The sequence below is a fragment of the Aeromonas sp. QDB17 genome, assembly GCF_027705305.1.
Lineage (GTDB): Bacteria > Pseudomonadota > Gammaproteobacteria > Enterobacterales > Aeromonadaceae > Aeromonas > Aeromonas caviae.
The window spans coordinates 57,967-80,295 of sequence record NZ_JAPDBP010000003.1 but is presented as its reverse complement, the minus strand read 5'-3'; the positions used below and the strand labels follow the sequence as shown (position 1 = coordinate 80,295).

The 22,329-nt window shown below is 63.1% G+C and carries 17 protein-coding genes; 9 read left to right on the top strand and 8 right to left on the bottom strand.

Features of this window, described 5'->3' with window-relative positions; genetic code table 11:
• The first annotated feature begins 275 nt into the window (after window positions 1-275).
• Entirely contained in the window at window positions 276-2,120 is a 1,845-nt protein-coding gene (gene sppA, locus OKC41_RS03760) for a signal peptide peptidase SppA (RefSeq protein WP_201894376.1), read from the top strand.
• A gap of 62 nt (window positions 2,121-2,182) precedes the next feature.
• Here sppA and OKC41_RS03755 read toward each other — a convergent pair whose 3' ends face one another.
• Both OKC41_RS03755 and OKC41_RS03750 read right to left on the bottom strand, forming a co-directional pair.
• A complete protein-coding gene (locus OKC41_RS03755; RefSeq protein WP_045525756.1) occupies window positions 2,183-2,740 on the bottom strand; it encodes an NUDIX domain-containing protein in 558 nt (185 codons plus the stop codon).
• On the bottom strand, window positions 2,737-3,540 hold the full coding sequence (locus OKC41_RS03750; RefSeq protein WP_201894378.1) for a DUF2989 domain-containing protein: 804 nt from the start codon (window positions 3,538-3,540) through the stop codon (window positions 2,737-2,739). Before OKC41_RS03750 ends, OKC41_RS03755 begins: the two co-directional genes overlap by 4 nt.
• A 211-nt stretch (window positions 3,541-3,751) precedes the next feature.
• Between OKC41_RS03750 and OKC41_RS03745 the strand changes: the two genes are divergently transcribed.
• A complete protein-coding gene (locus tag OKC41_RS03745) occupies window positions 3,752-5,185 on the top strand; it encodes a glyceraldehyde-3-phosphate dehydrogenase (protein ID WP_104452419.1) in 1,434 nt (477 codons plus the stop codon).
• A gap of 83 nt (window positions 5,186-5,268) precedes the next feature.
• The gene (locus OKC41_RS03740; protein WP_201894379.1) at window positions 5,269-5,562 is read left to right on the top strand and encodes a YeaC family protein; all 294 of its coding nucleotides are present in this window, start codon (window positions 5,269-5,271) and stop codon (window positions 5,560-5,562) included.
• A 224-nt stretch (window positions 5,563-5,786) separates the two neighbouring features.
• On the opposite strand, the gene ansA is transcribed toward OKC41_RS03740, so the two are convergent.
• Complete coding sequence (ansA, locus tag OKC41_RS03735; protein WP_010675424.1) at window positions 5,787-6,794, bottom strand: asparaginase; 1,008 nt, start codon at window positions 6,792-6,794, stop codon at window positions 5,787-5,789.
• Between the two features lie 490 nt (window positions 6,795-7,284).
• Here ansA and gltS point away from each other — a divergent pair, with 490 nt between their 5' ends.
• Complete coding sequence (gene gltS, locus OKC41_RS03730) at window positions 7,285-8,484, top strand: sodium/glutamate symporter (RefSeq protein WP_042881169.1); 1,200 nt, start codon at window positions 7,285-7,287, stop codon at window positions 8,482-8,484.
• Window positions 8,485-8,662: 178 nt separating this feature from the next.
• On the opposite strand, the gene OKC41_RS03725 is transcribed toward gltS, so the two are convergent.
• Window positions 8,663-10,534, bottom strand: coding sequence for a methyl-accepting chemotaxis protein (locus tag OKC41_RS03725; RefSeq protein ID WP_257707381.1), 1,872 nt, complete (start codon window positions 10,532-10,534; stop codon window positions 8,663-8,665).
• A gap of 252 nt (window positions 10,535-10,786) precedes the next feature.
• Between OKC41_RS03725 and prfB the strand changes: the two genes are divergently transcribed.
• Both prfB and lysS read left to right on the top strand, forming a co-directional pair.
• A protein-coding gene (gene prfB / locus OKC41_RS03720; protein WP_102948437.1) for a peptide chain release factor 2 occupies window positions 10,787-11,885 on the top strand; the annotation gives its coding sequence in 2 pieces (ribosomal slippage) (window positions 10,787-10,861 and window positions 10,863-11,885; 1,098 coding nt in all).
• Between the two features lie 77 nt (window positions 11,886-11,962).
• Complete coding sequence (gene lysS / locus OKC41_RS03715) at window positions 11,963-13,441, top strand: lysine--tRNA ligase (protein ID WP_223937765.1); 1,479 nt, start codon at window positions 11,963-11,965, stop codon at window positions 13,439-13,441.
• Window positions 13,442-13,582: 141 nt separating this feature from the next.
• Here lysS and OKC41_RS03710 read toward each other — a convergent pair whose 3' ends face one another.
• Complete coding sequence (locus tag OKC41_RS03710; protein ID WP_201894381.1) at window positions 13,583-14,380, bottom strand: PhzF family phenazine biosynthesis protein; 798 nt, start codon at window positions 14,378-14,380, stop codon at window positions 13,583-13,585.
• Between the two features lie 198 nt (window positions 14,381-14,578).
• Between OKC41_RS03710 and OKC41_RS03705 the strand changes: the two genes are divergently transcribed.
• From OKC41_RS03705 to OKC41_RS03695, 3 genes are read left to right on the top strand one after another with little or no spacing between them, the layout of a single operon-like run.
• The gene (locus OKC41_RS03705; protein ID WP_201894414.1) at window positions 14,579-16,366 is read left to right on the top strand and encodes an assimilatory sulfite reductase (NADPH) flavoprotein subunit; all 1,788 of its coding nucleotides are present in this window, start codon (window positions 14,579-14,581) and stop codon (window positions 16,364-16,366) included.
• Complete coding sequence (gene cysI, locus OKC41_RS03700) at window positions 16,366-18,078, top strand: assimilatory sulfite reductase (NADPH) hemoprotein subunit (protein ID WP_048207036.1); 1,713 nt, start codon at window positions 16,366-16,368, stop codon at window positions 18,076-18,078. Before OKC41_RS03705 ends, cysI begins: the two co-directional genes overlap by 1 nt.
• Window positions 18,068-18,874, top strand: coding sequence for a phosphoadenylyl-sulfate reductase (locus OKC41_RS03695; RefSeq protein ID WP_045525747.1), 807 nt, complete (start codon window positions 18,068-18,070; stop codon window positions 18,872-18,874). Before cysI ends, OKC41_RS03695 begins: the two co-directional genes overlap by 11 nt.
• Window positions 18,875-18,969: 95 nt before the next feature.
• On the opposite strand, the gene proX is transcribed toward OKC41_RS03695, so the two are convergent.
• The 3 genes from proX to proV are packed head-to-tail and all read right to left on the bottom strand — an operon-like array spanning window position 18,970 to window position 22,309.
• Window positions 18,970-19,971, bottom strand: a complete 1,002-nt coding sequence (proX, locus tag OKC41_RS03690; RefSeq protein WP_201894382.1) for a glycine betaine/L-proline ABC transporter substrate-binding protein ProX — start codon at window positions 19,969-19,971, stop codon at window positions 18,970-18,972.
• Window positions 19,968-21,116: a glycine betaine/L-proline ABC transporter permease ProW gene (gene proW / locus OKC41_RS03685; RefSeq protein ID WP_201894383.1), complete on the bottom strand. Its 1,149-nt coding sequence runs from the start codon at window positions 21,114-21,116 to the stop codon at window positions 19,968-19,970. The genes proX and proW overlap by 4 nt, the downstream gene beginning before the upstream one ends.
• Window positions 21,113-22,309, bottom strand: coding sequence for a glycine betaine/L-proline ABC transporter ATP-binding protein ProV (proV, locus tag OKC41_RS03680; RefSeq protein ID WP_041212476.1), 1,197 nt, complete (start codon window positions 22,307-22,309; stop codon window positions 21,113-21,115). The genes proW and proV overlap by 4 nt, the downstream gene beginning before the upstream one ends.
• Window positions 22,310-22,329: the final 20 nt, after the last annotated feature.

Genomic DNA, 22,329 nt, shown 5'->3' with positions numbered 1-22,329 from the left:
CCTTCCTGGCTGCCTCGGGTGACGGGCAGTAAAAAGAAGGGGTAGGTGGAGGTGGGGCCGGCTCATCGGGCCTTTCAGTTAATTTTTTGTTATCAAACTGGAGCTAGAGTAAAGAATCGAAAACTCTTTTTCAAACAAATGTTTGGACATTTTTTCAGCGAACAGCCGTGTTCCGAAGTGGCGGGGGGCAGTCGACTCAAGGGGAAATGGCAATTGGCTGCGCAACTGGTTAATAATGGCTGCTCTCAACCCATTAACAGGGCGACAACGCAGCTATGTCTATTTTCAAAGGTCTGGGATGGCTCTTTCGCAGCCTCTGGCGCCTGCTCAACTTTACCCGCTTGATGCTGGTCAACCTGCTGTTTCTTCTCGTCGTGCTGGTCATTGTCTTCAGCGTCAGCCAGAGCGAGACCCCAAGCACCCCCATCGAGGGGGCGCTCACCCTCAATCTCTCCGGTGTGCTGGTAGAACAGCGCACCCAGACCGATCCCACGGTGCAACTGCTCAGGCAGATGGACAAGGGGGACGAGCAGCCAAGCGAAATCGTCCTCTCCGATCTGCTGTGGGCCATCAAGAGTGCGGGGAATGACGATCGCATCAAGGCGCTGGTGATCAAGCCCCAGGGTCTGCAAGGGGCCAGCCTCTCCAAACTGCAGGAAGTGACGGCCGCCATCGACGCCTTCAAGGAGAGCGGCAAGCCGGTCATCGCCATGGCGGACTACTACAGCCAGGGGGCCTATCTGCTCGCCGCCCACGCCGACCACGTGCTGCTCAACCAGAGTGGTGCCGTGCTGATCGAGGGGCTGGGTGTCTACCAGACCTACTTCAAGTCGGCACTGGAGAAGCTCAATATCACCCCGCACGTCTTCAAGGTCGGCACCTACAAGTCCTTCGTCGAGCCCTACACCCGGGACGAGATGTCCCCCGAGAGCAAGGAGGCGAACCAGCGCTGGCTGGATCAGCTGTGGCAATCCTATGTGGCCGACGTGGCGGAGCAGCGGGAGATCGAACCGGATGCCGTGGCACCGAACAAGGATCACTTCCTCGAACTGCTGCGCAAGGCCGGTGGCAATGCGGCCAGCTACGCCCTCGACAACGGTCTGGTGGATCAACTCGCCACCCGCGACGAAATGACCCAGGCGGTGATCAAGGAAGTGGGCGAGGCCGATGACCACGGCTGGAAGGGCGTGGGCCTGAAAGAGTATCTGGCCGCCATCCCGGAACAGTACCCCCAGAGCGGCAAGGATGAGGTAGGCCTCATCACTGCCAGCGGCGCCATCATGGATGGCGTCCAGCCTGCCGGCACCATCGGCGGCGACAGCCTTGCCGATCTGCTGGCCGAGGCCCGCCGTGACGATCAGGTGAAAGCCGTGGTACTGCGAGTGGACAGCCCCGGCGGCAGCGCCTTTGCCGCCGAGCAGATCCGCGCCGAATTGCTGGCCCTGAAACAGGCGGGCAAGCCGGTGGTCATCTCCATGGGCAGCTACGCCGCCTCCGGTGGCTACTGGATCTCCGCCGATGCGGACAAGATCTTCGCCTCCCCCACCACCCTCACCGGCTCCATCGGGGTGTTCGGCATGTTCGCCACCATCGACAAGGCGCTCTCCCAGTACGGAGTACACACCGACGGCGTCGGCACCACCGACTTCGTGGGGGTCGGGCTGACCCGTGCCCTGCCGGATCACGTGGGTGAAGCCATTCAACTGAGCGTGGAAGACACCTATCAGCGCTTTGTCGGCCTGGTGGGCAAGGGCCGGGGCCTTAGCCCAGAAGAGGCGGAAAAAGCCGCCGAAGGCCGGGTCTGGACCGGGCAGGATGCCAAGGCACTGGGGCTGGTGGACGAGTTTGGCAATCTGGATGACGCCCTCAAGGCGGCCGCCGATCTCGCCAACCTCAAGAGCTGGCAGGTCACCCCCATCGCACCGGAAGAGTCTGCCAGGGACAAGTTCCTGCGCGAGCTGTTTGACCGCAGCGCCCAGGCGCTGGCCCCGCACCTGCAAAGCTGGCTGCCCGCCGGGCTTGGCAAGGCGCTGCTGGAGATGAACCGCACTCTGGACCCGCTGACCCGCTTCAACGATCCCCAGGGCACCTACGCCTTCTGCCCGGTCTGTCTCCCCTGACGCCGGGGACAGCCATAAAAAAACCGCCGACAGGCGGTTTTTTTATGGGGCAAGCGGCCTTGTCAGGTCAGCAAGCCGGACGCTTGCCAGCGGTGCAACTCTGCCAGCACCCGGGTCTCTCGCGCCGTCCACTGGGGACAGGGACCCGCCAGCTGGGTCTTGTTGGTCTGCAGTGCCTCGGCCAGGGGGAACCAGCCCGGCGTGAAGCCGAGGCGGATCTCGTAGGGCTGGGGGCGCGGCGCACTCCAGTCCTCCCCGACCCGGCAGAGGTAATAGGACGATCGGATGCAGTAGGCATCGTAATCCGGCTCGCGCGCGGCACGATACTCCCGGGTCTCTCCCAGCAGGGGACCCACGGCCACCAGCTCGGCGCCACACTCTTCCCGCAGCTCCCGGGCCAGGGCCGCATCGTGCGCCTCCCCGTGCTCGATGCCGCCACCGGGGAACATGAGATCCCCGTTGACGCTGGAGTGCACCAGCAGCAGTCGATCACCACGCATCACCACGGCCCTCACCGTGGCCCGTTCAAGCACCCTGTCCTCGCCGCGGATCTGGCCGTGCACGAGACGGATATCGAAGGGATGGGCCCACTCCCGGGCTTCTGACAGGGTCGGATTCATGGTGTGCGGTAGCTCCCCTGCCTGAGTGCATCGACGATGGTGGCCGCCTGGTCGTCCAGCGTCTCCTGCTCCTCCTTGCCGATGGCATGGTAAATGCCGAGCCGGGTGGCGGAGACCTCGGGGCTCTCCTGGAATGACTCGCTCACCTTGCCCCACAGATAGGCCTGATCAAATCGCTTCTGCCCCATGTAGAGGGTGCTGAGGGCGGTGAGGATCCGGCTGTTGACCTTGTCCCCCTCCCGATAGAGGGAGAGCGCATGGTGCATCAGCCTGATGGCCTTCTCGGGCTCGCTCTTGGCATAAATGCCGCCGAGCGCCAGTTGCAGCTCGGGCTCCTCGAGGCTCGGCGTCCCCTCCTGCGCGAGGAAGCTGGCGCGGGCCTCGGGACTGGTGTTGTTGGTCCAGTGCCAGAGCAGCAGGTAGGGATCCCGGGAGTTCCGGGTTTGCCCATCCAGCTGTTCCAGTTGACGGCTGGCGGCCAGCATCCCTTCCACTCTGGGGCTCTTCTGCTCCCTGGCCCGCTTGTACTCGATGTTGGTGGAGTGCTCGGCGCACTGCAGATAACGCTCCAGGCCGCGCATCAGATCGTACTTGCGCCTGTCCGTCCCCTCTTCCTGGAGATAGTAACGACCGCGAATGACGTCGCTGCGCTCATAGCGACACCAGCCGTCGTCCACCAGGTCCGCGCACAGGGCGGGATATTGGGAGCAGATGTTGTGGATCCTGTCGTCGTCGCAGGCCGTCAACGTCAGGCAACAAGCGAGGGAAAGCAGTAACGGACGCTGTGAGAATAGGGTCATGGTTCACATCTGGTTGATAACAATCGCAACCCGCACCGGCCACCGCCAACTAGCAAACAGGCTACATATCCATTACAATGCGCGCGCCGTATAAGGCCGCGATTGCAGAATAATATAACGAAACCATCAGCCCTACACTGATCTGCCTTCGACGAATTTCAATTTGCCCAGGCAACTTGCTTCAACAACGTGAAATAAAAGGATCTGGTTAATGACCCACGAGCACTACTTGCAGGCGTGGCAGGAGAGCCAGGAGCTCGCCGAAGCCATGCAACCCTTGATAGGTCGCCTCTACCGACAGCAAGGGATAGAGATCACCCTCTACGGACGCCCGCTGCAAAACGCCTCCACCATCGATATCCTCAAGGCCCACCGGGTCGTTCGCCGCCACCAGGGAGCCCCCCTCCCTATCCAACAGAGCTTTCCCCTGCTGCAAGCCATCCTGGCCCTGAACCCGACCGCCGCCGAAGTCGATCTCGGCAAACTGGCCGTGGGCTACTGGCAGGATCACCAGGATGAAGCCGGCATCGAGGACTATCTGCGCGCCAAGCTGGCACCGGCCCTGAACCGCAGTGCTGTGCCCGCCCCGACCGACGTGGTGCTCTACGGCTTCGGCCGCATCGGCCGCCTGCTGGCCCGTCTGCTCATCGAGCGCACCGGCGCCGCCAACTCCCTGCGCCTGCGCGCCATCGTGGTGCGCGGCGGTCGCGACGGGGATCTGGAGAAGCGTGCCAGCCTGCTGCGCCGCGATTCGGTGCACGGCCCCTTCAACGGCTCCATCGAGGTGGATGTGGAACGCAGCGCCATCATCGCCAATGGCACCTTCATCCAGGTGATCTACGCCAACAGCCCGGCCGACATCGACTACACCGCCTACGGCATCGACAATGCGCTGATCGTTGACAACACCGGCGTCTGGCGTGACGAGGCGGGCCTGTCCGAGCACCTCAAGGCCCGCGGCGCCGCCCGGGTACTGCTGACCGCCCCCGGCAAGGGGGAGATGAAGAACGTGGTGTTCGGGGTCAACCACGAGGTGATAGGCCCGGATGACAAGATAGTCTCCGCCGCCTCTTGCACCACCAACGCCATCACCCCGGTGCTCAAGGTGATGCAGGACAAGTACGGCATCCGCCACGGCCACGTGGAGACGGTCCACTCCTACACCAACGATCAGAACCTCATCGACAACTATCACAAGGGCGAGCGCCGCGGTCGCAGCGCAGCCCTCAACATGGTGATGACCAGCACCGGCGCCGCCAAGGCGGTGGCCAAGGCGCTGCCGGAGCTAAAGGGCAAGTTGACCGGCAACGCCATCCGGGTGCCCACACCCAACGTGTCCCTGGCCATCATCAACCTGTCGCTGGAACAGACCACCGATCGGGAGAGCCTCAACGCCTATCTGCAGCAGATGGCACTGAGCTCGGCCCTGCATCGCCAGATCGACTTCAGTGCCAGCACCGAGCTGGTCTCCTCCGACATGGTGGGCTCCCGTTTTGCGGGCATCGTCGACTCCCAGGCCACCATCGCCGAGGGGGATCACTGCGTGCTCTACGTGTGGTATGACAACGAGTTCGGGTACAGTTGTCAGGTAGTCCGGGTGATGGAGCAGATGGCTGGCGTAGTTCGCCAGGATCTACCGGTATAGTCCGCCAGGATCTACCGGTATAGTCCGACAGGATCTGCCCGCCTGAACCCGTGTTCATGGCTCAATTTTCAAGGAGAGGCCGGATGTCGTTTCAACAAGGTGAGTTTCTACAAGCGATCAGGCAGATGCCCGCAGAGGTGTACGAGCGGCTCAAGACTGCGGTCGAGCTCGGCAAATGGCCGGATGGCAAGCCCCTGACCGAGGAGCAGAAGGCCACTTCCCTGCAGGCCGTGATGGCCTGGCAAGCGATGCACCTTGAGAACCCCGAGCACATGAACATCGGCCGTGACGGCGAAATCGTGATGAAGAGCAAGAGCGAGCTCAAGCGTCAGTATCGCGACGAGGAAGAGATAGTGCGGGTCGATCTCAACCACTGAGTCTGAGCCACCCGCCACAACGAAAGAGGGGAGCCAATATGGCTCCCCTCTCTTTTTCCTGACATATCCCCCTCATCCCCGGCCCTTCTCCCACCAGGGGAGAAGGGAGCTGGCACGCACCTGCGAGCAGTCAGCGGGCCACCTGCCGGCGATCTTCATGGCAAACCTCGCCACCTCGATCTATCCCCTCTCCCGCTGGGAGAGGGTTAGGGTGGGAGGGAAAGTCAGGGGGTCAGTTCACCCCGCAGGGACTGCTGCATCAGCTCGCGGATGCGGGGCGCCGGCAGATCCTGGCTCAGCAGGAAGTGCAGCTTGGTGAGCGCCGCCTCGGCGGTCATGTCAAAGCCCGAGATGACTCCCGCACGGGAGAGGGCGTTGCCGGTGGCATAGCCCCCCATGTTGACCTTGCCGTGCAGGCACTGGCTCAGGTTGACGATGATGACGCCCCGGGCAGATGCCTCGGAGAGCAGCGCCAGCATGGCCGGGTTCTGGGGCGCATTGCCCACCCCGAAGGAGAGCAGGATCAGCGCACGCACCGGCTGTTGCAGGATGTTCGCTATCACCTCAGCCGAGATCCCCGGGTAGAGGGTCACCACCCCGATGGGCTGGGGGGTGATGTCGTGCAGCACCAGGGGGCGATCGCACGGCACGCCCAGCTCACCTGCCTCCAGGGAGATGGCGATACCGGCATTGAGCAGGGGCGGGTAGTTGGGCGAGTCGAAGGCGTGGAAGCCGTCGGCATGCACCTTCTTGCTGCGGTTGCCGCGATAGAGCTGGTTGTTGAAGAAGAGCGTCACCTCGTGGATCGGGTAGTTGGCCGCGATATAGAGGGCGTTGAGCAGGTTCTGCTGACCGTCCGAGCGCAGCTCGGCCAGGGGGATCTGGGAGCCGGTGATGATGACCGGCTTGTGCAGATCTTCGAGCATGAAGGAGAGCGCAGACGCGGTGAACGACATGGTGTCGGTGCCGTGCAGAATGACGAAACCGTCGTACTTGTCGTAGTTGCCCTTGATATCCTCGGCGATGCGCTGCCAGTCTGCTGGCGTCATGTCGGAAGAGTCGATGAGGGGGGCATATTCGTGAATATGGTAATCGGGCATTTCCGGTCGATGGAACTCGGGCATCCGTGCCAGACAGTCCTCCATGAAGCCCGCCATCGGTACATAACCGTGGTCGGAACGCTGCATCCCTATGGTGCCGCCTGTGTAGGCAATGTAGATGGACTTCTTCACACCCTCTCCTCTCTCTGGACTGGAAACCGGCAAATCAAACAGGGCTCAACCGATACAGCCCCCCGTCCTTCAGATGGTGCGGGCGGGCTCAATATCGGTCATCAGCAGACCTCTTGAGGGTCTGTGTCCTCCCGTGGGGGCGGAACCGGGCGAATTATAAAGAGTGCCGCTGCAAATGACAGCCGCAGCAGCATTGTTGCGATCCGGAGCGCACTCGGCGAGGCAGTTTTAAATGCCATGTTAACACCATGTTTTAATCATTAATGTGACACATGTGGATGTACTTGGTGTTTTTTGCTAGTATCCGGCGGATTTTTCACAAATCTCATCTGGACGCCCGACGAACACGGGCTCGTGTCGACCCCCTCTTATGCAGAGGGACGGGGCTGCGGCCCCTCTGTCACTGGCGCGTTCGCCACTCTGTTTCATCCCGGCTGGATCCGTGAGTCTTTCTCGCCAAAGACACAGCCGATCAACATGGGAGCACTGAATGCTACAACTTGATGCCTACGCCACCCTGGTCGCCGCGACCCTGGTGCTGCTGCTTGGCCGCCTGCTGGTCAACAAGATAGGACCCCTGCGCACTTTCAACATCCCCAAACCCGTGGCCGGTGGCCTGGTGGTTGCCCTGGTGCTGCTGGTGCTGCGTTCCACCCTGCAGATCGAACTGCAATTTGATACCAGCCTGCAGACGGCCCTGATGCTGACCTTCTTCGCCTCCATCGGCCTCTCCGCCGATCTGGGCAGCCTCAAGCGCGGCGGCAAGGCGGTGGCCACCTTCCTGCTGGTGGTCACCGGCCTGCTGCTGGTGCAGAACACCCTGGGGGTGGGTCTGGCCACCCTGCTGGGGCTGGATCCCCACATGGGGCTGCTGGCCGGCTCCATCACCCTCTCCGGCGGCCACGGCACCGGGGCGGCCTGGGGCTCCATCTTCACCGAGAAATACGGCGTGCAATCCGCCGCCGAGCTGGCGATTGCCTGTGCCACCTTCGGCCTGGTGCTGGGGGGCCTCATCGGCGGCCCGGTGGCCCGTTATCTGGTGAAGAAGGTGCAGGTGCCCGGTGAGGAGCACAACCGTGACGGCGCCCCCCAGGGCTTCGAGATGCCGGACATGGAGCGCCCGCTCACCACCTTCAGCCTGATCGAGACCCTGGCACTCATCGCCATCAGCCTGAAAGGGGGCGAAATGCTGGCCCTCTACCTCAAGGGCGGCGTCTTCGAGTTGCCGATCTTCGTCTGCGTGCTGTTCGTCGGCGTGCTGCTGCGCAACCTGCTCACCCTGCTCAACTGGCACGAAGTAAGCGACCGCGAGGTCTCCCTGCTCGGCAACGTCAGTCTGTCGCTCTTCCTCGCCATGGCGCTGATGAGCCTCAGGTTGTGGGAGCTAGCAAGCCTGGCCCTGCCCATCTTCATCCTGCTGGCCGTGCAGACGGTGGCCATGGCGCTCTACGCCATCTTCGTCACCTTCCGGGTCATGGGGCGCAACTATGATGCAGCCGTGCTGGCGGCGGGCCACTGCGGCTTCGGCCTCGGCGCCACCCCCACGGCCATTGCCAACATGCAGGCCATTACCCAGCGCTTCGGCCCCTCCCACCTGGCTTTCCTGGTGGTGCCCATGGTCGGAGCCTTCTTCATCGACATCATCAACGCCGTGGTGATCAAGCTGTTCCTGGCCCTGCCCTTCCTGTGATCCCGGACGCAGGCCCCGTATGACAGAGCCCACCTTGCGGTGGGCTCTTTGCTTGCTGGTCCCTGGACGCTGCCCCGACCCCCACCAACGGGCCGACGACAGGCAACAAAAAGCCCCGCACCAAGGTGCGGGGCTTTTTACTGACGCCACGGTAGGTAGGACTGCGGCCTGACCTTCCTTACAAAATAAAGGTCGACACCTGCTGGTTCAGGTTGGTGGCACGCCCCTTGAGGTTGTGCGCCTGATCCAGGTCGCGCATGGCGGAAGCGGTGATCTCGTCGCTCACATCCTTGATGGCGGTGGTGTTCTGGGTGATTTCACCGGTCACCTGGGTCTGCTCCTCGGCGGCGGTGGCGATCTGGCCCGCCATGTCGGAGATGAGGCTGACGGCCTGGGTGATCTCCTCCAGGGCCGCAGCGGCAGCGTCGGCATCCTTCACGCTGTTGTCCGCCAGCCCCTGGCTGGTCTGCATCAGGCTCACCGCGCGGGCCGTGGTCTGTTGCAGGGTTTCGATGGTGGACTGGATCTCCTGAGTGGAATCCTGGGTACGGCGCGACAACACCCGCACCTCGTCCGCCACCACGGCGAAACCGCGACCCTGTTCGCCGGCACGGGCCGCTTCGATGGCCGCGTTCAGCGCCAGCAGGTTGGTCTGCTCGGCGATGCCCTGGATGGTGGAGAGGATGCCGGAGATGGCCTGAGCGTGACGGCTCAGCTCGCCGATGACGCCGGTCGCCTGCCCCACTTCCTCGGCCAGGTTGTTGATGGATTGGCGAGTCTGGTTTACCAGGATCTTGCCCTGTTCACTGCTCTGGGCGGATTGCTGGGCGGCGGCAGCGGTGTTCTCGGCGTTGCCCGCGATCTCCATGGTGGCACTCGCCATCTCGGTAACGGCGGTGGCGACCATGGTCACCTCCTGTTGCTGGCGTTGCAGCTCTTCCACCGCGGCCTGGTTGGTCACCAGACTGCGTTCTGCATCGGCGTTCAGCTCGTTGGCAAGCTGACGGATGTTGGCGATGAGCTGATGCTGGCTGCCCACGAAGCGGTTGAAGCTGCCGGCGAGCTGGCCCACTTCGTCATTGGCGTCGATCTTGATGCGCTGGGTCAGATCGCCGTTACCGTCGGCGATGCGGGCCAGGGCCTGGGACACCTTGGTGAGGGGACCGAGCAGCAGGCTGACCAGCCAGGAGATGGCGAGAATGCTGCCCACCAGCACCAGCAGGGCCAGGCCGAGCTGGGTCATCAGCAGGGAGGAGAGCGGCGCCTCCAGGGTGCTCTTGTCCAGTACCAGCACCAGCTCCCAGTCGGTGTCCGGAATGTCCGTCGCCCACAGCAGCTTGTCACGCCCCTCGTTGTCGAAGAAAGCAGGCACCAGGCTGTTGCTCACCTTGCTCTGCTCGATCAGGGCATTGGTCAGATCGTTGTCGATCTCGCTGGCTGGCTTCATCGCCTTGGCCGCATCCTTGTAGGCGATGACGGTGCCATCCTTGTGCATCAGGATGGCGAAGCCGTCCGCTGGCAGCTTCATCTTGGTGATGTCATCCACCAGAGAGGCGATGGAGAGATCCCCCCCCACCACGCCGCCCTGGGCAGGCTGGGCCAGGGTCACCACCAGGATGTTGTAGGCCACGTCGAGGTAGGGTTTGGTGACGATCATACCGCCCTTGGCCATGGCTTCCTGATACCAGCCACGGGAGCGGGGATCGTAACCGTCGCGGTTGATGGAGGGGTCGGAGTCGTTCATCTTGCCGCTGCCCTCACCGAAATAGGTGAGCTGGAAACGGCCGGACACCTGGGCCTGTTGCAGGGCGTTGAGGGGCTCGGCACCGGCCTTGTTGCCAAGGGCCTGGATGACGTCACGACGGGCGGCAAGCCAGTCGCTGACGCTGGCGGCCTGCTGGCTGCCAAGGCGCTGCACCTGTTCCTGACTGCCTTGCAGCAGCATGGACTTCTGGCTGGTGTAGCTCTGCCAGGAGAGCAGCAGGATCACCAGTGACAAGGCGATGACCACAGACAACAGTATCTTCTGCTTGAGTGATAGGTTTTTCATCGTGTTTTCTTCTTGTGGGGGTCGGGAACAGGATCAATCGGGAGTGCGTGGCACTGTGTGTTGTTAGCGGCCAATCTGCGCAAAACTGAAGCGGAGAATGGCGTGAGTGACGATATTTTACGCGGAAATTTTAAAAATGCTGCGGAAAATTGGAGCAGGAAAAAGAGCGGGGCCAGCCAACCCTGTTTATTCCTTCTGCAATTGGCTAGAATATCCCGTTTTTAAATCACATCGACCCCGAGAGTTTTCACGATGTTTGAAGTCAATCCTGTATTAAACAAGCTTAAGGAGCTGTCTGAGAGGACCGAGCTGCTTAGGGGGTACCTTTGACTATGACGCCAAGAAAGAGCGTCTAGAAGAGGTCAATGCCGAGCTGGAACAGCCGGATGTCTGGAACGAACCCGAGCGCGCACAGGCGCTGGGCAAGGAGCGCGTCTCCCTGGAGAACGTCGTCAGCACCATCGATACCCTGACCCAGGGCGTCGATGACGTCGAGATGCTGGTCAGCCTGGCCGTCGAAGGCGAAGACGAAGAGACCTTCAACGAAGCCGTGGTCGAAGCGGACGAGCTGGAGGCCAAGCTGGTGGATCTCGAGTTCCGTCGCATGTTCTCCGGTCAGCACGACGGTTCCGACTGCTACATCGACATCCAGTCCGGTTCCGGCGGCACCGAGGCCCAGGACTGGGCCAACATGGTGCTGCGCATGTACCTGCGCTGGGGTGATGCCCACGGCTACAAGCCCGAGCTCATCGAATGCTCCGAGGGCGACGTGGCCGGCATCAAGTCCGCCACCATCAAGTTCACCGGCGAGTATGCCTTCGGCTGGCTGCGCACCGAGACCGGCGTGCACCGCCTGGTACGCAAGTCGCCGTTCGATTCCGGTGGCCGTCGCCACACCTCGTTCTGCTCCGTGTTCGTCTACCCCGAGATCGATGATGACATCGAGATCGAGATCAACCCGGCTGATCTTCGCATCGACGTCTACCGCGCCTCCGGTGCCGGTGGTCAGCACGTCAACCGGACCGAGTCCGCGGTGCGTATCACCCACGTGCCGACCGGCGTGGTGGTGCAGTGCCAGAACGACCGTTCCCAGCACAAGAACAAAGATCAGTGTATGAAGCAGTTGAAGGCCAAGCTCTACGAGCTGGAAATTCAAAAGCAGAACGCTGAGAAGCAAGCCCTCGAAGAGACCAAGTCCGACATCGGCTGGGGCAGCCAGATCCGCTCCTACGTACTGGATGATTCCCGTATCAAGGATCTGCGCACCGGCGTCGAAACCCGCAATACCCAATCGGTACTCGACGGCGACTTGGACAAGTTTATCGAAGCCAGCCTGAAATCAGGCCTGTAAACAGAGCAGCAGGAATCACCATGTCTGAACAAACCACCACCCCGGAAGTCGACCAGACTCTCGAACTGAACAACGAGATGCTTGAGCGTCGCTCCAAGCTGGCCGCCTTGCGCGCCCAGGGCAACCCCTTCCCAAACGATTTCCGTCGTGACAGCCTCTCCGGCGATCTGCACGCCGAATTCGGCGACAAGAGCAATGACGAGCTGGTCGCCCTGGGTAAACAGGTGAAGATTGCCGGTCGCATCATGACCCGCCGGATCATGGGCAAGGCGTCTTTCGCGACCCTGCAGGACATGGCTGGCAAGATCCAGATCTACGTGACCCGTGACGACCTGCCGGAAGGCTTCTACAACGAGCAGTTCAAGAAGTGGGATCTGGGTGACATCGTCGGTGTCGAGGGCACCCTGTTCCGCACCAACGCCGGTGAGCTCTCCGTACACGTCTCCACCATCCGCCTGCTGACCAAGGCCCTGCGCCCGCTGCCCGAGAAGCACAAGGGTCTGACCGACCAGGAAGCCCGCTGCCGCCAGCGTTACCTGGACCTGATCGCCAACGAAGAGTCCCGCAAGACCTTCGTGACCCGCACCAAGGTGGTGGCCGGCATTCGCAAGTTCCTGAATGACAAGCGCTTCATGGAAGTGGAAACCCCCATGATGCAAGTCATCCCGGGTGGCGCCTCCGCACGTCCCTTCATCACCCACCACAATGCGCTGGACATCGACATGTACCTGCGTATCGCTCCGGAACTCTATCTGAAGCGTCTGGTGGTCGGTGGTTTCGAGCGTGTCTACGAGATCAACCGCAACTTCCGCAACGAAGGTATCTCCGTTCGCCATAACCCCGAGTTCACCATGCTCGAGTTCTATATGGCCTACGCCGATTACATCGATCTGATGGATCTCACCGAAGAGATGCTGCGCACCCTGGCACAGGACATCCTGGGCGACACCAAGATCCGTTACGCCAAAGAGGGCGAAGAGGGCCTGACCATCGATTTCGGTCAGCCGTTCCAGCGCCTCTCCATGGTCGACTCTATCCTGAAGTACAACCCGGGTGTGACCCGTGACGATCTGGCCACCCTGGAGAAGGCCACCGCCGTCGCCAAGGGTCTGAAGATCGAGCTGATGAAGAGCTGGGAGCTGGGCCACGTGATCACCGCGATCTTCGAAGAGACCGTGGAACACATGCTGCTGCAACCGACCTTCATCACCGAGTACCCGGCCGCCGTCTCCCCGCTGGCCCGTCGCAACGACCAGAACCCGGACGTCACCGACCGCTTCGAGTTCTTCATCGGCGGCCGCGAGCTGGCCAACGGCTTCTCCGAGCTGAACGATGCGGAAGATCAGGCCGAGCGCTTCCAGGCCCAGGTTGACCAGAAAGCCGCAGGGGACGACGAAGCCATGTTCTACGACGCCGACTTCGTCACCGCGCTGGAACACGGTCTGCCGCCGACCGCCGGCCAAGGTATCGGTATCGACCGTCTGGTGATGCTGTTCACCAACAGCCACACCATCCGCGACGTCATCCTGTTCCCGGCCTTGCGTCCACAAAAGTAAGCGCCGCAGAAACAGGGCCGCAGCAAAACGCTGCCGTCCATGGCAATCAAAACGCCCCGCAATTGCGGGGCGTTTTTTTATGACGGACACAACCGGTGCGAACCTTCAATACGCCACCATACGCCACCAACTTGCCGCTTATCAGGCCGGTGGCAGCAGCCACTCCCCCTGCCACAGGGTCAGTGCCCGGCCCGCCATCAGCACCCGCTCCTCCTGCAATTCCAGCCTGAGATCCCCGCCTCGGGCCGAGACCTGGCGGGCCCGCAATTGCCGTTTGCCGAGCCGCTCGGCCCAGAAGGGCACCAGGGCGCAGTGGTTGGAGCCGGTCACCGGATCCTCGTCCACTCCTACCCAGGGGGCGAAGTAGCGGGAGACGAAGTCGTCCTCCTTCCGGCTCGATGGCGCCGTCACCATGATCCCCCGGCCCGGCAGCGCCCGCAGGGCGTGAAAATCGGGGGTGAGCGCGCGGACCTCTTCCTCGCTGGCGAGCTCAAGCAGGAACTTGGCCCCGGCCGCCAGGGTTTGCAGCGGCCGGCAACCGACCGCAGCCCCATAGGCCGGATCCAGAATGAGCGGCGCCAGGGCAATGCGCGGAAAATCGAGCCAGATCCACTCCCCTTCCCGCCGGGCAACCAACTCGCCGCTGCGGGTCGCGAAGCGGATGGGCTGAGCTTCGGCCACCTCCCCCGTCTGCCACAGCACATGGGCCGCCGCCAGGGTGCCATGGCCGCACAAGTCCACCTCCACTTGCGGGGTGAACCAGCGCAATCCGTAATGCCCCTCTCCCAGTTGGGTCAGAAAGGCGCTCTCAGAGAGGTTGAACTCCGCTGCCATGGCCTGCAGCTCGGCGTCGGGCCGCGCTTCCCCCAGCACCACCACGGCGGGGTTGCCTCCGAAGGGGTGATGGCTGAAGGCGTTGACATGATAGAGACGGGACATGGTTGCTCCTTGGGGCATGAGAGATCACCGGGACAGGGGGCTCGGCAAGGCCATTTTTATATCACGGGCGCACCGGGGCTGAGATGGATTTTGGCTTTATAAATTCATAAATCGCATAAAGAAGATATTTTTATTCTTTGTTGTTATTCATTACACCCCTTACCCTGACCAAAAATCAGACCATGGAAGACATGTGTGATGCCATTGACAGCCCCCATCCTGAGCCCGCTCTCTGACGAACAGCAGCGCCAGCTCAACCAAGTTCTCACCACCCTCAATACCCAGCAACTGGCCTGGGTCAGCGGTTATCTCTACGGCCTCTCCCAGGCGGGCGTCCAGCCCGTGGCGAGCGCAGGCGCAGAAGCCGCGGCTCCCGGCGGCAGCCTGACCATTCTCTACGGCTCCCAGACCGGGAATGCCAAGGGCGTGGCCAGCGCCATCAAGGCCCAGGCCGAGGCCCGCGGCCTGCCGGTGACCCTCACCTCCATGGCGGACTACAAACCCAAGCAGCTCAAGAAAGAGAGCCACCTGCTGGTGGTAGTGAGCACTTACGGGGAGGGGGAGCCCCCCGAGAGCGCCGTCGATCTGTTCGAGCAGCTCAAAAAGGGCAAGGTCGGCAAGCTGGAAGGGCTCAAGTTTGCCGTGCTGGGGCTGGGTGACAGCTCCTATGAGTTCTTCTGCCAGACCGGCAAGGATTTCGATGGTTTCCTCGCCAAAGCGGGGGCCGAGCGCATCCATGAGCTAGCTAGCCTCGATGTGGATTATCAGGATGCCGCCAAGGCCTGGGGCGAGCAGGCCGTTGCGGCGGTCGCCGCCACCCTCTCTGCCGGCGCCGCGACCGCCAGCGTGGCGGGCTCGGTGCAGGCCGCCGTCGGCCACAGCCAGTACAACAAGGAGAACCCCTTCCCGGCCAGACTCTCGGTGAACCAGAAGATCACCGGCCGCGACTCCACCAAGGACATCCGTCACATCGAGATCAACCTGGAAGAGTCCGGCATCACCTATCAACCGGGGGATGCGCTCGGCATCTGGTTCGACAACGACGCCGATCTCGTGGGGGAAGTGCTGGCCCTGACCGGTCTGACCGGTGAGGAGGCCACCCCCCATGGCAGCCTGCGCGAGGCGCTGACCCGTCACTACGAGCTGACCCGGTTGCACGGGGGCCTGATCACTGGCCTCGCCGAGATCACGGACAACGCGGCGCTCAAAGATCTGGCCGGTGACAAGGCCCAGGTCAACGCCCTGGTGGCCAGCGCCCAGGTGGTGGACGTACTGAAACGCTTCCCGGCTTCCTTGAGTGCCGATCAACTGATCGCACTGCTGCGCCCCCTCACCCCCCGCCTCTACTCCATCGCCTCCGCCCAGAGCGAGGTGGAAGAAGAGGTGCACCTGACCGTCGGCGTGGTGCGCTACCTCCAAGAAGATGGCACAGTGCGAAGCGGCGGCGCCTCCTCCTATCTGGCGGACCGTCTGCCGGAAGATGCCGAGGTCCGGGTGTTCGTGGAGCACAACGACAACTTCCGCCTGCCCGCCAATCCCGACACCCCCGTCATCATGGTGGGGCCGGGCACCGGCATTGCCCCGTTCCGCGCCTTCCTGCAGGAGCGGGAAGCACAGGGGGCAGAGGGCAAGAACTGGCTCTTCTTCGGCAACCCCCACTTCACTCAGGACTTCCTCTATCAGGTGGAGTGGCAGCGTTATGTGAAATCGGGACTGCTGTCCAGGATCTCCCTGGCCTTCAGCCGGGATCAGGCCAACAAGATTTATGTGCAGGACCGCCTGCGCGAGGCAGGGCTTGAGCTCTACCAGTGGCTGGAAGCAGGCGCTCACTTCTATGTGTGTGGCGACGCCAACCACATGGCGAAGGATGTGCAGGAAGCCCTGCTGGAAGTGATTGCGGAACACGGCCACAAGAGCCGTGAGGAAGCAGAAGAGTATCTGAGCGAATTGCGTCGTGCCAAACGTTATCAAAGGGATGTCTATTGATGAGCAAACAACTTATTCCGGGACCGGTCGAAGGGCCGCTGGCTGACAACGAACGCCTCAAGCGCGAGAGCAACTTCCTGCGCGGCACCATCGCCGAAGATCTGCAGGACCCGCTCACCGGCGGCTTCAACGGCGACAACTTCCAGCTGATCCGCTTCCACGGCATGTATCAGCAGGATGACCGCGACATCCGCCCGGAGCGCGCCGCCCAGAAGCTGGAGCCCCTGCACAACGTCATGCTGCGCGCCCGCCTGCCCGGCGGCATCATCACCCCGGCCCAGTGGCAGGTGATCGACAAGTTCGCCGAAGAACACAGCATGTACGGCAGCATCCGCCTGACCACCCGCCAGACCTTCCAGTTCCACGGGGTACTGAAGCGCGACATCAAGCTGATGCACCAGACCCTCAACAGCACAGGTATCGACTCCATCGCCACCGCGGGGGACGTGAACCGCAACGTACTCTGCACCAGCAACCCGGTGGAGTCCGAGTTGCACCAGGAGGCCTACGAGTGGGCCAAGAAGATCTCCGAGCACCTGCTGCCCAAGACCCGCGCCTACGTGGAGATCTGGCTGGATGGCGAGAAGCTGGGGGGTGACGAGGAGCCGATCCTGGGCTCCAACTACCTGCCGCGCAAATTCAAAACGACCGTGGTCATCCCGCCCCACAACGATGTGGACATCCACGCCAACGATCTCAACTTCGTGGCCATTGCCGATCACGGCAAGCTGGTGGGCTTCAACGTGCTGGTGGGGGGCGGTCTGGCCATGACCCACGGCGACACCACCACCTACCCGCGCAAGGCGAGCGACTTTGGCTTCATTCCGCTCTCCCACGTGCTGGAGGTGGCGGCCGCCGTGGTCAGCACCCAGCGCGACTGGGGCAACCGGGTCAACCGCAAGAACGCCAAGACCAAGTACACCCTTGAACGGGTGGGGGTCGAGGCCTTCAAGGCCGAGGTGGAGAACCGCGCCGGCATCCAGTTCGGGCCGGTTCACCCCTATGAATTCACCAGTCGTGGCGATCGCTTCGGCTGGGTGGAGGGGATCGACGGCAAGCACCACCTGACCCTGTTTATCGAGAACGGCCGCCTGCTGGACTTCCCGGGCAAGCCCCTCAAGACCGGCATGCTGGAGATCGCCAAGGTGCATCAGGGGGACTTCCGCCTCACCGCCAACCAGAACCTCATCATCGCAGGCGTGCCTGCCGGCGAGAAGGCACGCATCGAAGCGCTGGCGCGCCAGTACGGTCTGCTGGATGACGGCGTGAGCGAGCAGCGCAAGCAGTCCATGGCCTGTGTGGCCCTGCCCACCTGCCCCCTGGCAATGGCCGAGGCCGAGCGCATGCTGCCTGCCTTCGTCACCGACATCGAGGGGCTGCTGGCCAAGCACGGCCTGGCGGATGACGCCATCATCTTCCGGGTCACCGGCTGCCCCAACGGCTGCGGCCGCGCCATGCTGGCGGAAGTGGGTCTGGTGGGCAAGGCGCCGGGTCGCTACAACCTGCACCTGGGGGGCAACCTCGAGGGGACCCGCATCCCGCGCCTGCACCTGGAGAACATCACCGAGCCGCAGATCCTGGCCGAACTGGACGCCCTGATCGGCCGCTGGGCCAAGGATCGCAACCCGGACGAGTGCTTCGGCGATTTTGTCATTCGCGCCGGGATCATCGCCCCGGTTATCGACTCCGCGAGGGACTTCTATGCAGCCTGAACAGACTGATACAGCCCGGCTGGCGCGCACCGCCGACGGCCGGCTCGACCTCGACGCCCTCCTGGCCCTGGGCCGGGAGGAGCAGGTCGAGGCGCTGGCCCCCCTCAACCGGGCGCTGGACGCCATGAGCGCCCCCGAGCGGGTGCGCTGGGCCCTGGCCAACCTGCCGGGAGAGCATGTGCTGTCGTCGAGTTTCGGCATCCAGGCGGCGCTCATGCTGCACCTGGTGAGCCGCGAGCGGGCCGACGTGCCCGTGGTGCTGACCGACACCGGTTATCTCTTCCCCGAGACCTACCGTTTCATCGACGAGCTGACCGAGCGTCTCGCGCTCAACCTCAAGATCTACCGGGCCGAACTCAGCCCGGCCTGGCAGGAGGCCCGCTTCGGCCTCCTGTGGGAGCAGGGGGTGGAGGGGATCACCCGTTACAACCAGCTCAACAAGGTGGAGCCCATGGACCGCGCCCTGAACGAGCTGGGTGCCCGCACCTGGTTCTCGGGCCTGCGCCGTGAGCAGTCTGGCAGCCGGGGCAAGCTGCCGGTGCTGGCCATCCAGCGCGGTCGCTTCAAGTTCCTGCCGGTGATCGACTGGAGCAACAAGGACGTCTTCTACTACTTCAAGGAGTTCGACCTCCCCTACCACCCGCTGTGGGAGCAGGGCTACCTCTCGGTCGGCGACGTGCACACCACCGCCAAGTGGGAGCCCGGCATGAGCGAGGAGCAGACCCGCTTCTTCGGCCTCAAGCGCGAGTGCGGCCTGCATGAGGAAGGTGGCGAGAGCGACGGCTCCGGCATCTGATCCCCCGGCCCGGCCATGTGCTGCGCTCGCCCACAAAAAAACGCCCGGCAACTACCGGGCGTTTTTCTTTGCGCAGAAGGGCGACGTACCCCTCATTACATGGCGGCGGCGCGCGCCTGATTCAGCCAGTCGTTCACCAGTGCCTCGTGGCCCTTGAGCCAGGCGTCGGCATGACGTTCCACGTCCGCCGGCTTGTTCTGCCCCTTGTTCATCAGGCCGTTCTGCACGTTGATGTCATTGAGCGGCAGCTTGACGATGGAGAAGAGCTTGGCGGCGGCCGGATTGGCCTCGGCAAACCGCTTGTTGGCAACGATGTGCATGGTGTTCACCGCAAAGCCGTAGTTCTTGCCGTTCGGCAAGCGGGTCTTGGCCGCATCCGGGGCGTCGGCGGGGACTTCCAGCCACACCACATCCTTGCCCGGCACCAGTTCGCTGCTGAGCCAGTAGGGGGTCCAGGTGTAATAGAGCACCGGCTTGCCGGCCTGGTAGCGAGCCAGGGTATCGGCGATCAGCGCCGCGTAGTTGCCCTGCTTGTGGGCCACCGTGGGGGTCAGACCAAAGGCGTCGAGGTGATGGTTGATCGCTCCCTCGCAGCCCCAGCCGGGGTTGCAACCGATGAGGTCGGCCTTGCCGTCGCCATCCCCGTCAAACAGCGCCGCCACCTCGGGATCCTTGAGCTGGCCCAGGTTGGTGATGCCGTATTGGGTCGCGGTCTTCTTGTCGATGAGGTACCCCTGGGCGGCACCGGCCACATAGGTGCCCTCACGGAAGAACACCTTGTCGCCCCCCGCCTGCTCGTACTTGTTGTCCTGCAGCGGCACCCAGTTGAACGCGAGGAAGGTGCCGTCTCCCTGGGCCACCGAGGCATAAGCCACGTTGTAGTCCACCTCCTGGGCGGGCTGGACATCGTAACCCAGACGCGCCATCAGCTTGCTCACCAGCAGGCTCTGGAAGGCCTCTTCCGGCAAGGAGCTCTGCAAGGGCTGAACGCGAACCCCCTCCCCCGGCAACTCTGCGCTGGCCATGGCGAGCGGGCTCAGCAGTTGGGCACTCAGCAGCAATGTGCCCAGGGTCAATCCTTTGGTGATCTGTCTCATGCATTTACTCCTTTGTAATCGATTTTCTTGTCACGACCGGTCAGACGCAGCAGCAGGGCGGCGGGGCCGTGCTGATACCAGCGGCCGGTACGGGTGCGATCCGGTTGCCCCATCGCCTGGGTGAGGCGGTCGAGCACGATGGCCAGCAGCACGATGCCGAGGCCGCCGATGGAGGCGAGCCCCATGTCGAGCCGGCCGATGCCGCGCAGCACCATCTGGCCGAGGCCCCCCACCGCGATCATGGAGGCGATCACCACCATGGAGAGCGCCAGCATCAGGGTCTGGTTGACCCCGGCCATGATGGTGGGCATGGCGAGCGGCAGCTGTACCTTGAACAGCAACTGGGAGGGGCTGGCACCGAACGAGTGGGCCGCCTCCACCAGATCCGTGGGCACCTGGCGAATACCCAGCATGGTGAGCCGGATCATGGGCGGCAGGGCGAAGATGACGGTCACCACCACCCCGGGCACGTTGCCGATGCCAAACAGCATCACGATGGGGATGAGGTAGACGAACGCCGGGGTGGTCTGCATGGCATCCAGCAGCGGCCGGGTCCAGGTGGAGAGCCGCTCGCTGCGGGCCAGCAGGATGCCGGTGGGCAACCCCAGCAACACGCAGAAGAACAGCGAGGTCAGCACCAGGGACAGGGTCACCATGGCATCGGACCAGGCCCCGATGAGCCCGATCCCCACAAGAGATACGAGCGTGCCGAGCGCCATGCGGCCGTTCACCAGTTGCCAGGCAAGCAGGGCCAGTAGCCCCATCATCAGGGTGGAGGGCACCGTCTGCAGCAGATGGGTCATGGCGTTCAGGGTCAGCTCCACCGGTGCGCGGATCAGCTGGAACAGCGGCCGCAGGTTCTCCACCAGCCAGCCGATGCCCCCTTCCACCCAGGTATCCAGCGGCACCAGCGCCTGCTGGAAAGGATCCAGCCAGTCGATGGCGGTTGTGGTGTCGGCGGCTTCGATCTGGTTCTGCCAGTCGGTGTTCTGGGTGTCGGTACTGCCCCAGGGATCGGACACCTCGGTGGACGCAGGTGCGCTCCAGGGGTCTGCCGCCACCTCATCGGCCCGCAGGGAAGGGCTCGCCAGCAGCACCAGGGCCAGCAGCCCGCTCAGCAAGAAATGGGGATTCATCAGCTTCATGCCGGGGTACTCCTGTCCAGGGTGTTGAGCAGATTGGCCTTGGAGATGAGGCCGAGGTAAGTGCCATCCTCCTCGACCACGGGCACCTGACAGGGGGCTGCCGCCACCTGGCTGATCAGTTCATTGAGGGCGGTGTCCGCCAGGATGGGCTGGATGTCCGCCAGCAACGCCTGCTCCAGGCTGCCTTTGGCCCTTACCGCCTGACCGAGCGACTCCACCGAGACGACCCCGAGGAAGCGCCGGCTGCGATCCACCACGTAGCCGAACTCCCGCTCAAGCTCCTTGAGCTGGCGCAGGGCGTTGCCCGGCCCGTCGGTGGTGTGTTTCTTGATGAGGGGCACCTGCTTGCGGCTGGCCACGTCGCGGGCGCTGAACACATGGGCCAGATCCACACCGCGAAAGAAGGCGCGCACATAGTCGTTGGCGGGCTGGTTCAGGATCTCGTCCGGGGTGCCCACTTGCACCAGCTGGCCATCCTGCATGATGGCGATGCGATCGCCGATGCGCATCGCCTCGTCCAGATCGTGGGAGATGAAGACGATGGTGCGCTGCTGGCTGGCCTGCAGCTTGAGCAGCTCATCCTGCATTTCGGTGCGGATCAGGGGATCCAGCGCGGAGAAAGCTTCGTCCATCAGCAGGATGTCGGGGTCATTGGCAAGGGCCCGGGCCAGCCCGACCCGCTGCTTCATGCCGCCGGAGAGGGCATCCGGATAAGCCTCTATCCACTGCCCCAACCCCACCTGATGGAGCGCCTGACGGGCGCTCTGCTGGCGCTCCGCCAGCGGTACACCGGCCAGCTCCAGCCCGAAGGCGGTATTTTCCAGCACACTCAGGTGCGGCATCAGGGCGAAGGACTGGAATACCATGCTGATCTTCTTGCGGCGCACCTGGCGCAGCTCGCGCTCCGAGATGGCGGCGATGTCCTCGCCATCGATCAGCACCTGGCCGCGGGTCGGCTCGATCAGCCGGTTGAAGAGACGCACCAGGGTGGACTTGCCCGAACCGGAGAGGCCCATCACCACGAAGATCTCCCCTTCGTTGATGGCCAGATTGACATCCTGAACCCCCAGGGTCTGTCCGGTCTTTTTCAGGATGCTGGCGCGATCATGCCCTTTCGCCAGCAATTTGAACGCTTTATCCGGCTGATCGCCGAAGATTTTGTAGAGGGATTTGACCTCGAGTTTGACTGTCATATTGTCCTTTTTTCTTGGCC

Bases quoted from the DNA above. Each gene is read 5' to 3' on its own strand.
- sppA (WP_201894376.1), top strand. From the start codon at position 276: ATGTCTATTTTCAAAGGTCTGGGATGGCTCTTTCGCAGCCTCTGGCGC.
- OKC41_RS03755 (WP_045525756.1), bottom strand. From the start codon at position 2,740: ATGAATCCGACCCTGTCAGAAGCCCGGGAGTGGGCCCATCCCTTCGAT.
- OKC41_RS03750 (WP_201894378.1), bottom strand. From the start codon at position 3,540: ATGACCCTATTCTCACAGCGTCCGTTACTGCTTTCCCTCGCTTGTTGC.
- OKC41_RS03745 (WP_104452419.1), top strand. From the start codon at position 3,752: ATGACCCACGAGCACTACTTGCAGGCGTGGCAGGAGAGCCAGGAGCTC.
- OKC41_RS03740 (WP_201894379.1), top strand. From the start codon at position 5,269: ATGTCGTTTCAACAAGGTGAGTTTCTACAAGCGATCAGGCAGATGCCC.
- gltS (WP_042881169.1), top strand. From the start codon at position 7,285: ATGCTACAACTTGATGCCTACGCCACCCTGGTCGCCGCGACCCTGGTG.
- OKC41_RS03725 (WP_257707381.1), bottom strand. From the start codon at position 10,534: ATGAAAAACCTATCACTCAAGCAGAAGATACTGTTGTCTGTGGTCATC.
- lysS (WP_223937765.1), top strand. From the start codon at position 11,963: ATGCTTGAGCGTCGCTCCAAGCTGGCCGCCTTGCGCGCCCAGGGCAAC.
- OKC41_RS03710 (WP_201894381.1), bottom strand. From the start codon at position 14,380: ATGTCCCGTCTCTATCATGTCAACGCCTTCAGCCATCACCCCTTCGGA.
- OKC41_RS03705 (WP_201894414.1), top strand. From the start codon at position 14,579: ATGCCATTGACAGCCCCCATCCTGAGCCCGCTCTCTGACGAACAGCAG.
- cysI (WP_048207036.1), top strand. From the start codon at position 16,366: ATGAGCAAACAACTTATTCCGGGACCGGTCGAAGGGCCGCTGGCTGAC.
- OKC41_RS03695 (WP_045525747.1), top strand. From the start codon at position 18,068: ATGCAGCCTGAACAGACTGATACAGCCCGGCTGGCGCGCACCGCCGAC.
- proX (WP_201894382.1), bottom strand. From the start codon at position 19,971: ATGAGACAGATCACCAAAGGATTGACCCTGGGCACATTGCTGCTGAGT.
- proW (WP_201894383.1), bottom strand. From the start codon at position 21,116: ATGAAGCTGATGAATCCCCATTTCTTGCTGAGCGGGCTGCTGGCCCTG.
- proV (WP_041212476.1), bottom strand. From the start codon at position 22,309: ATGACAGTCAAACTCGAGGTCAAATCCCTCTACAAAATCTTCGGCGAT.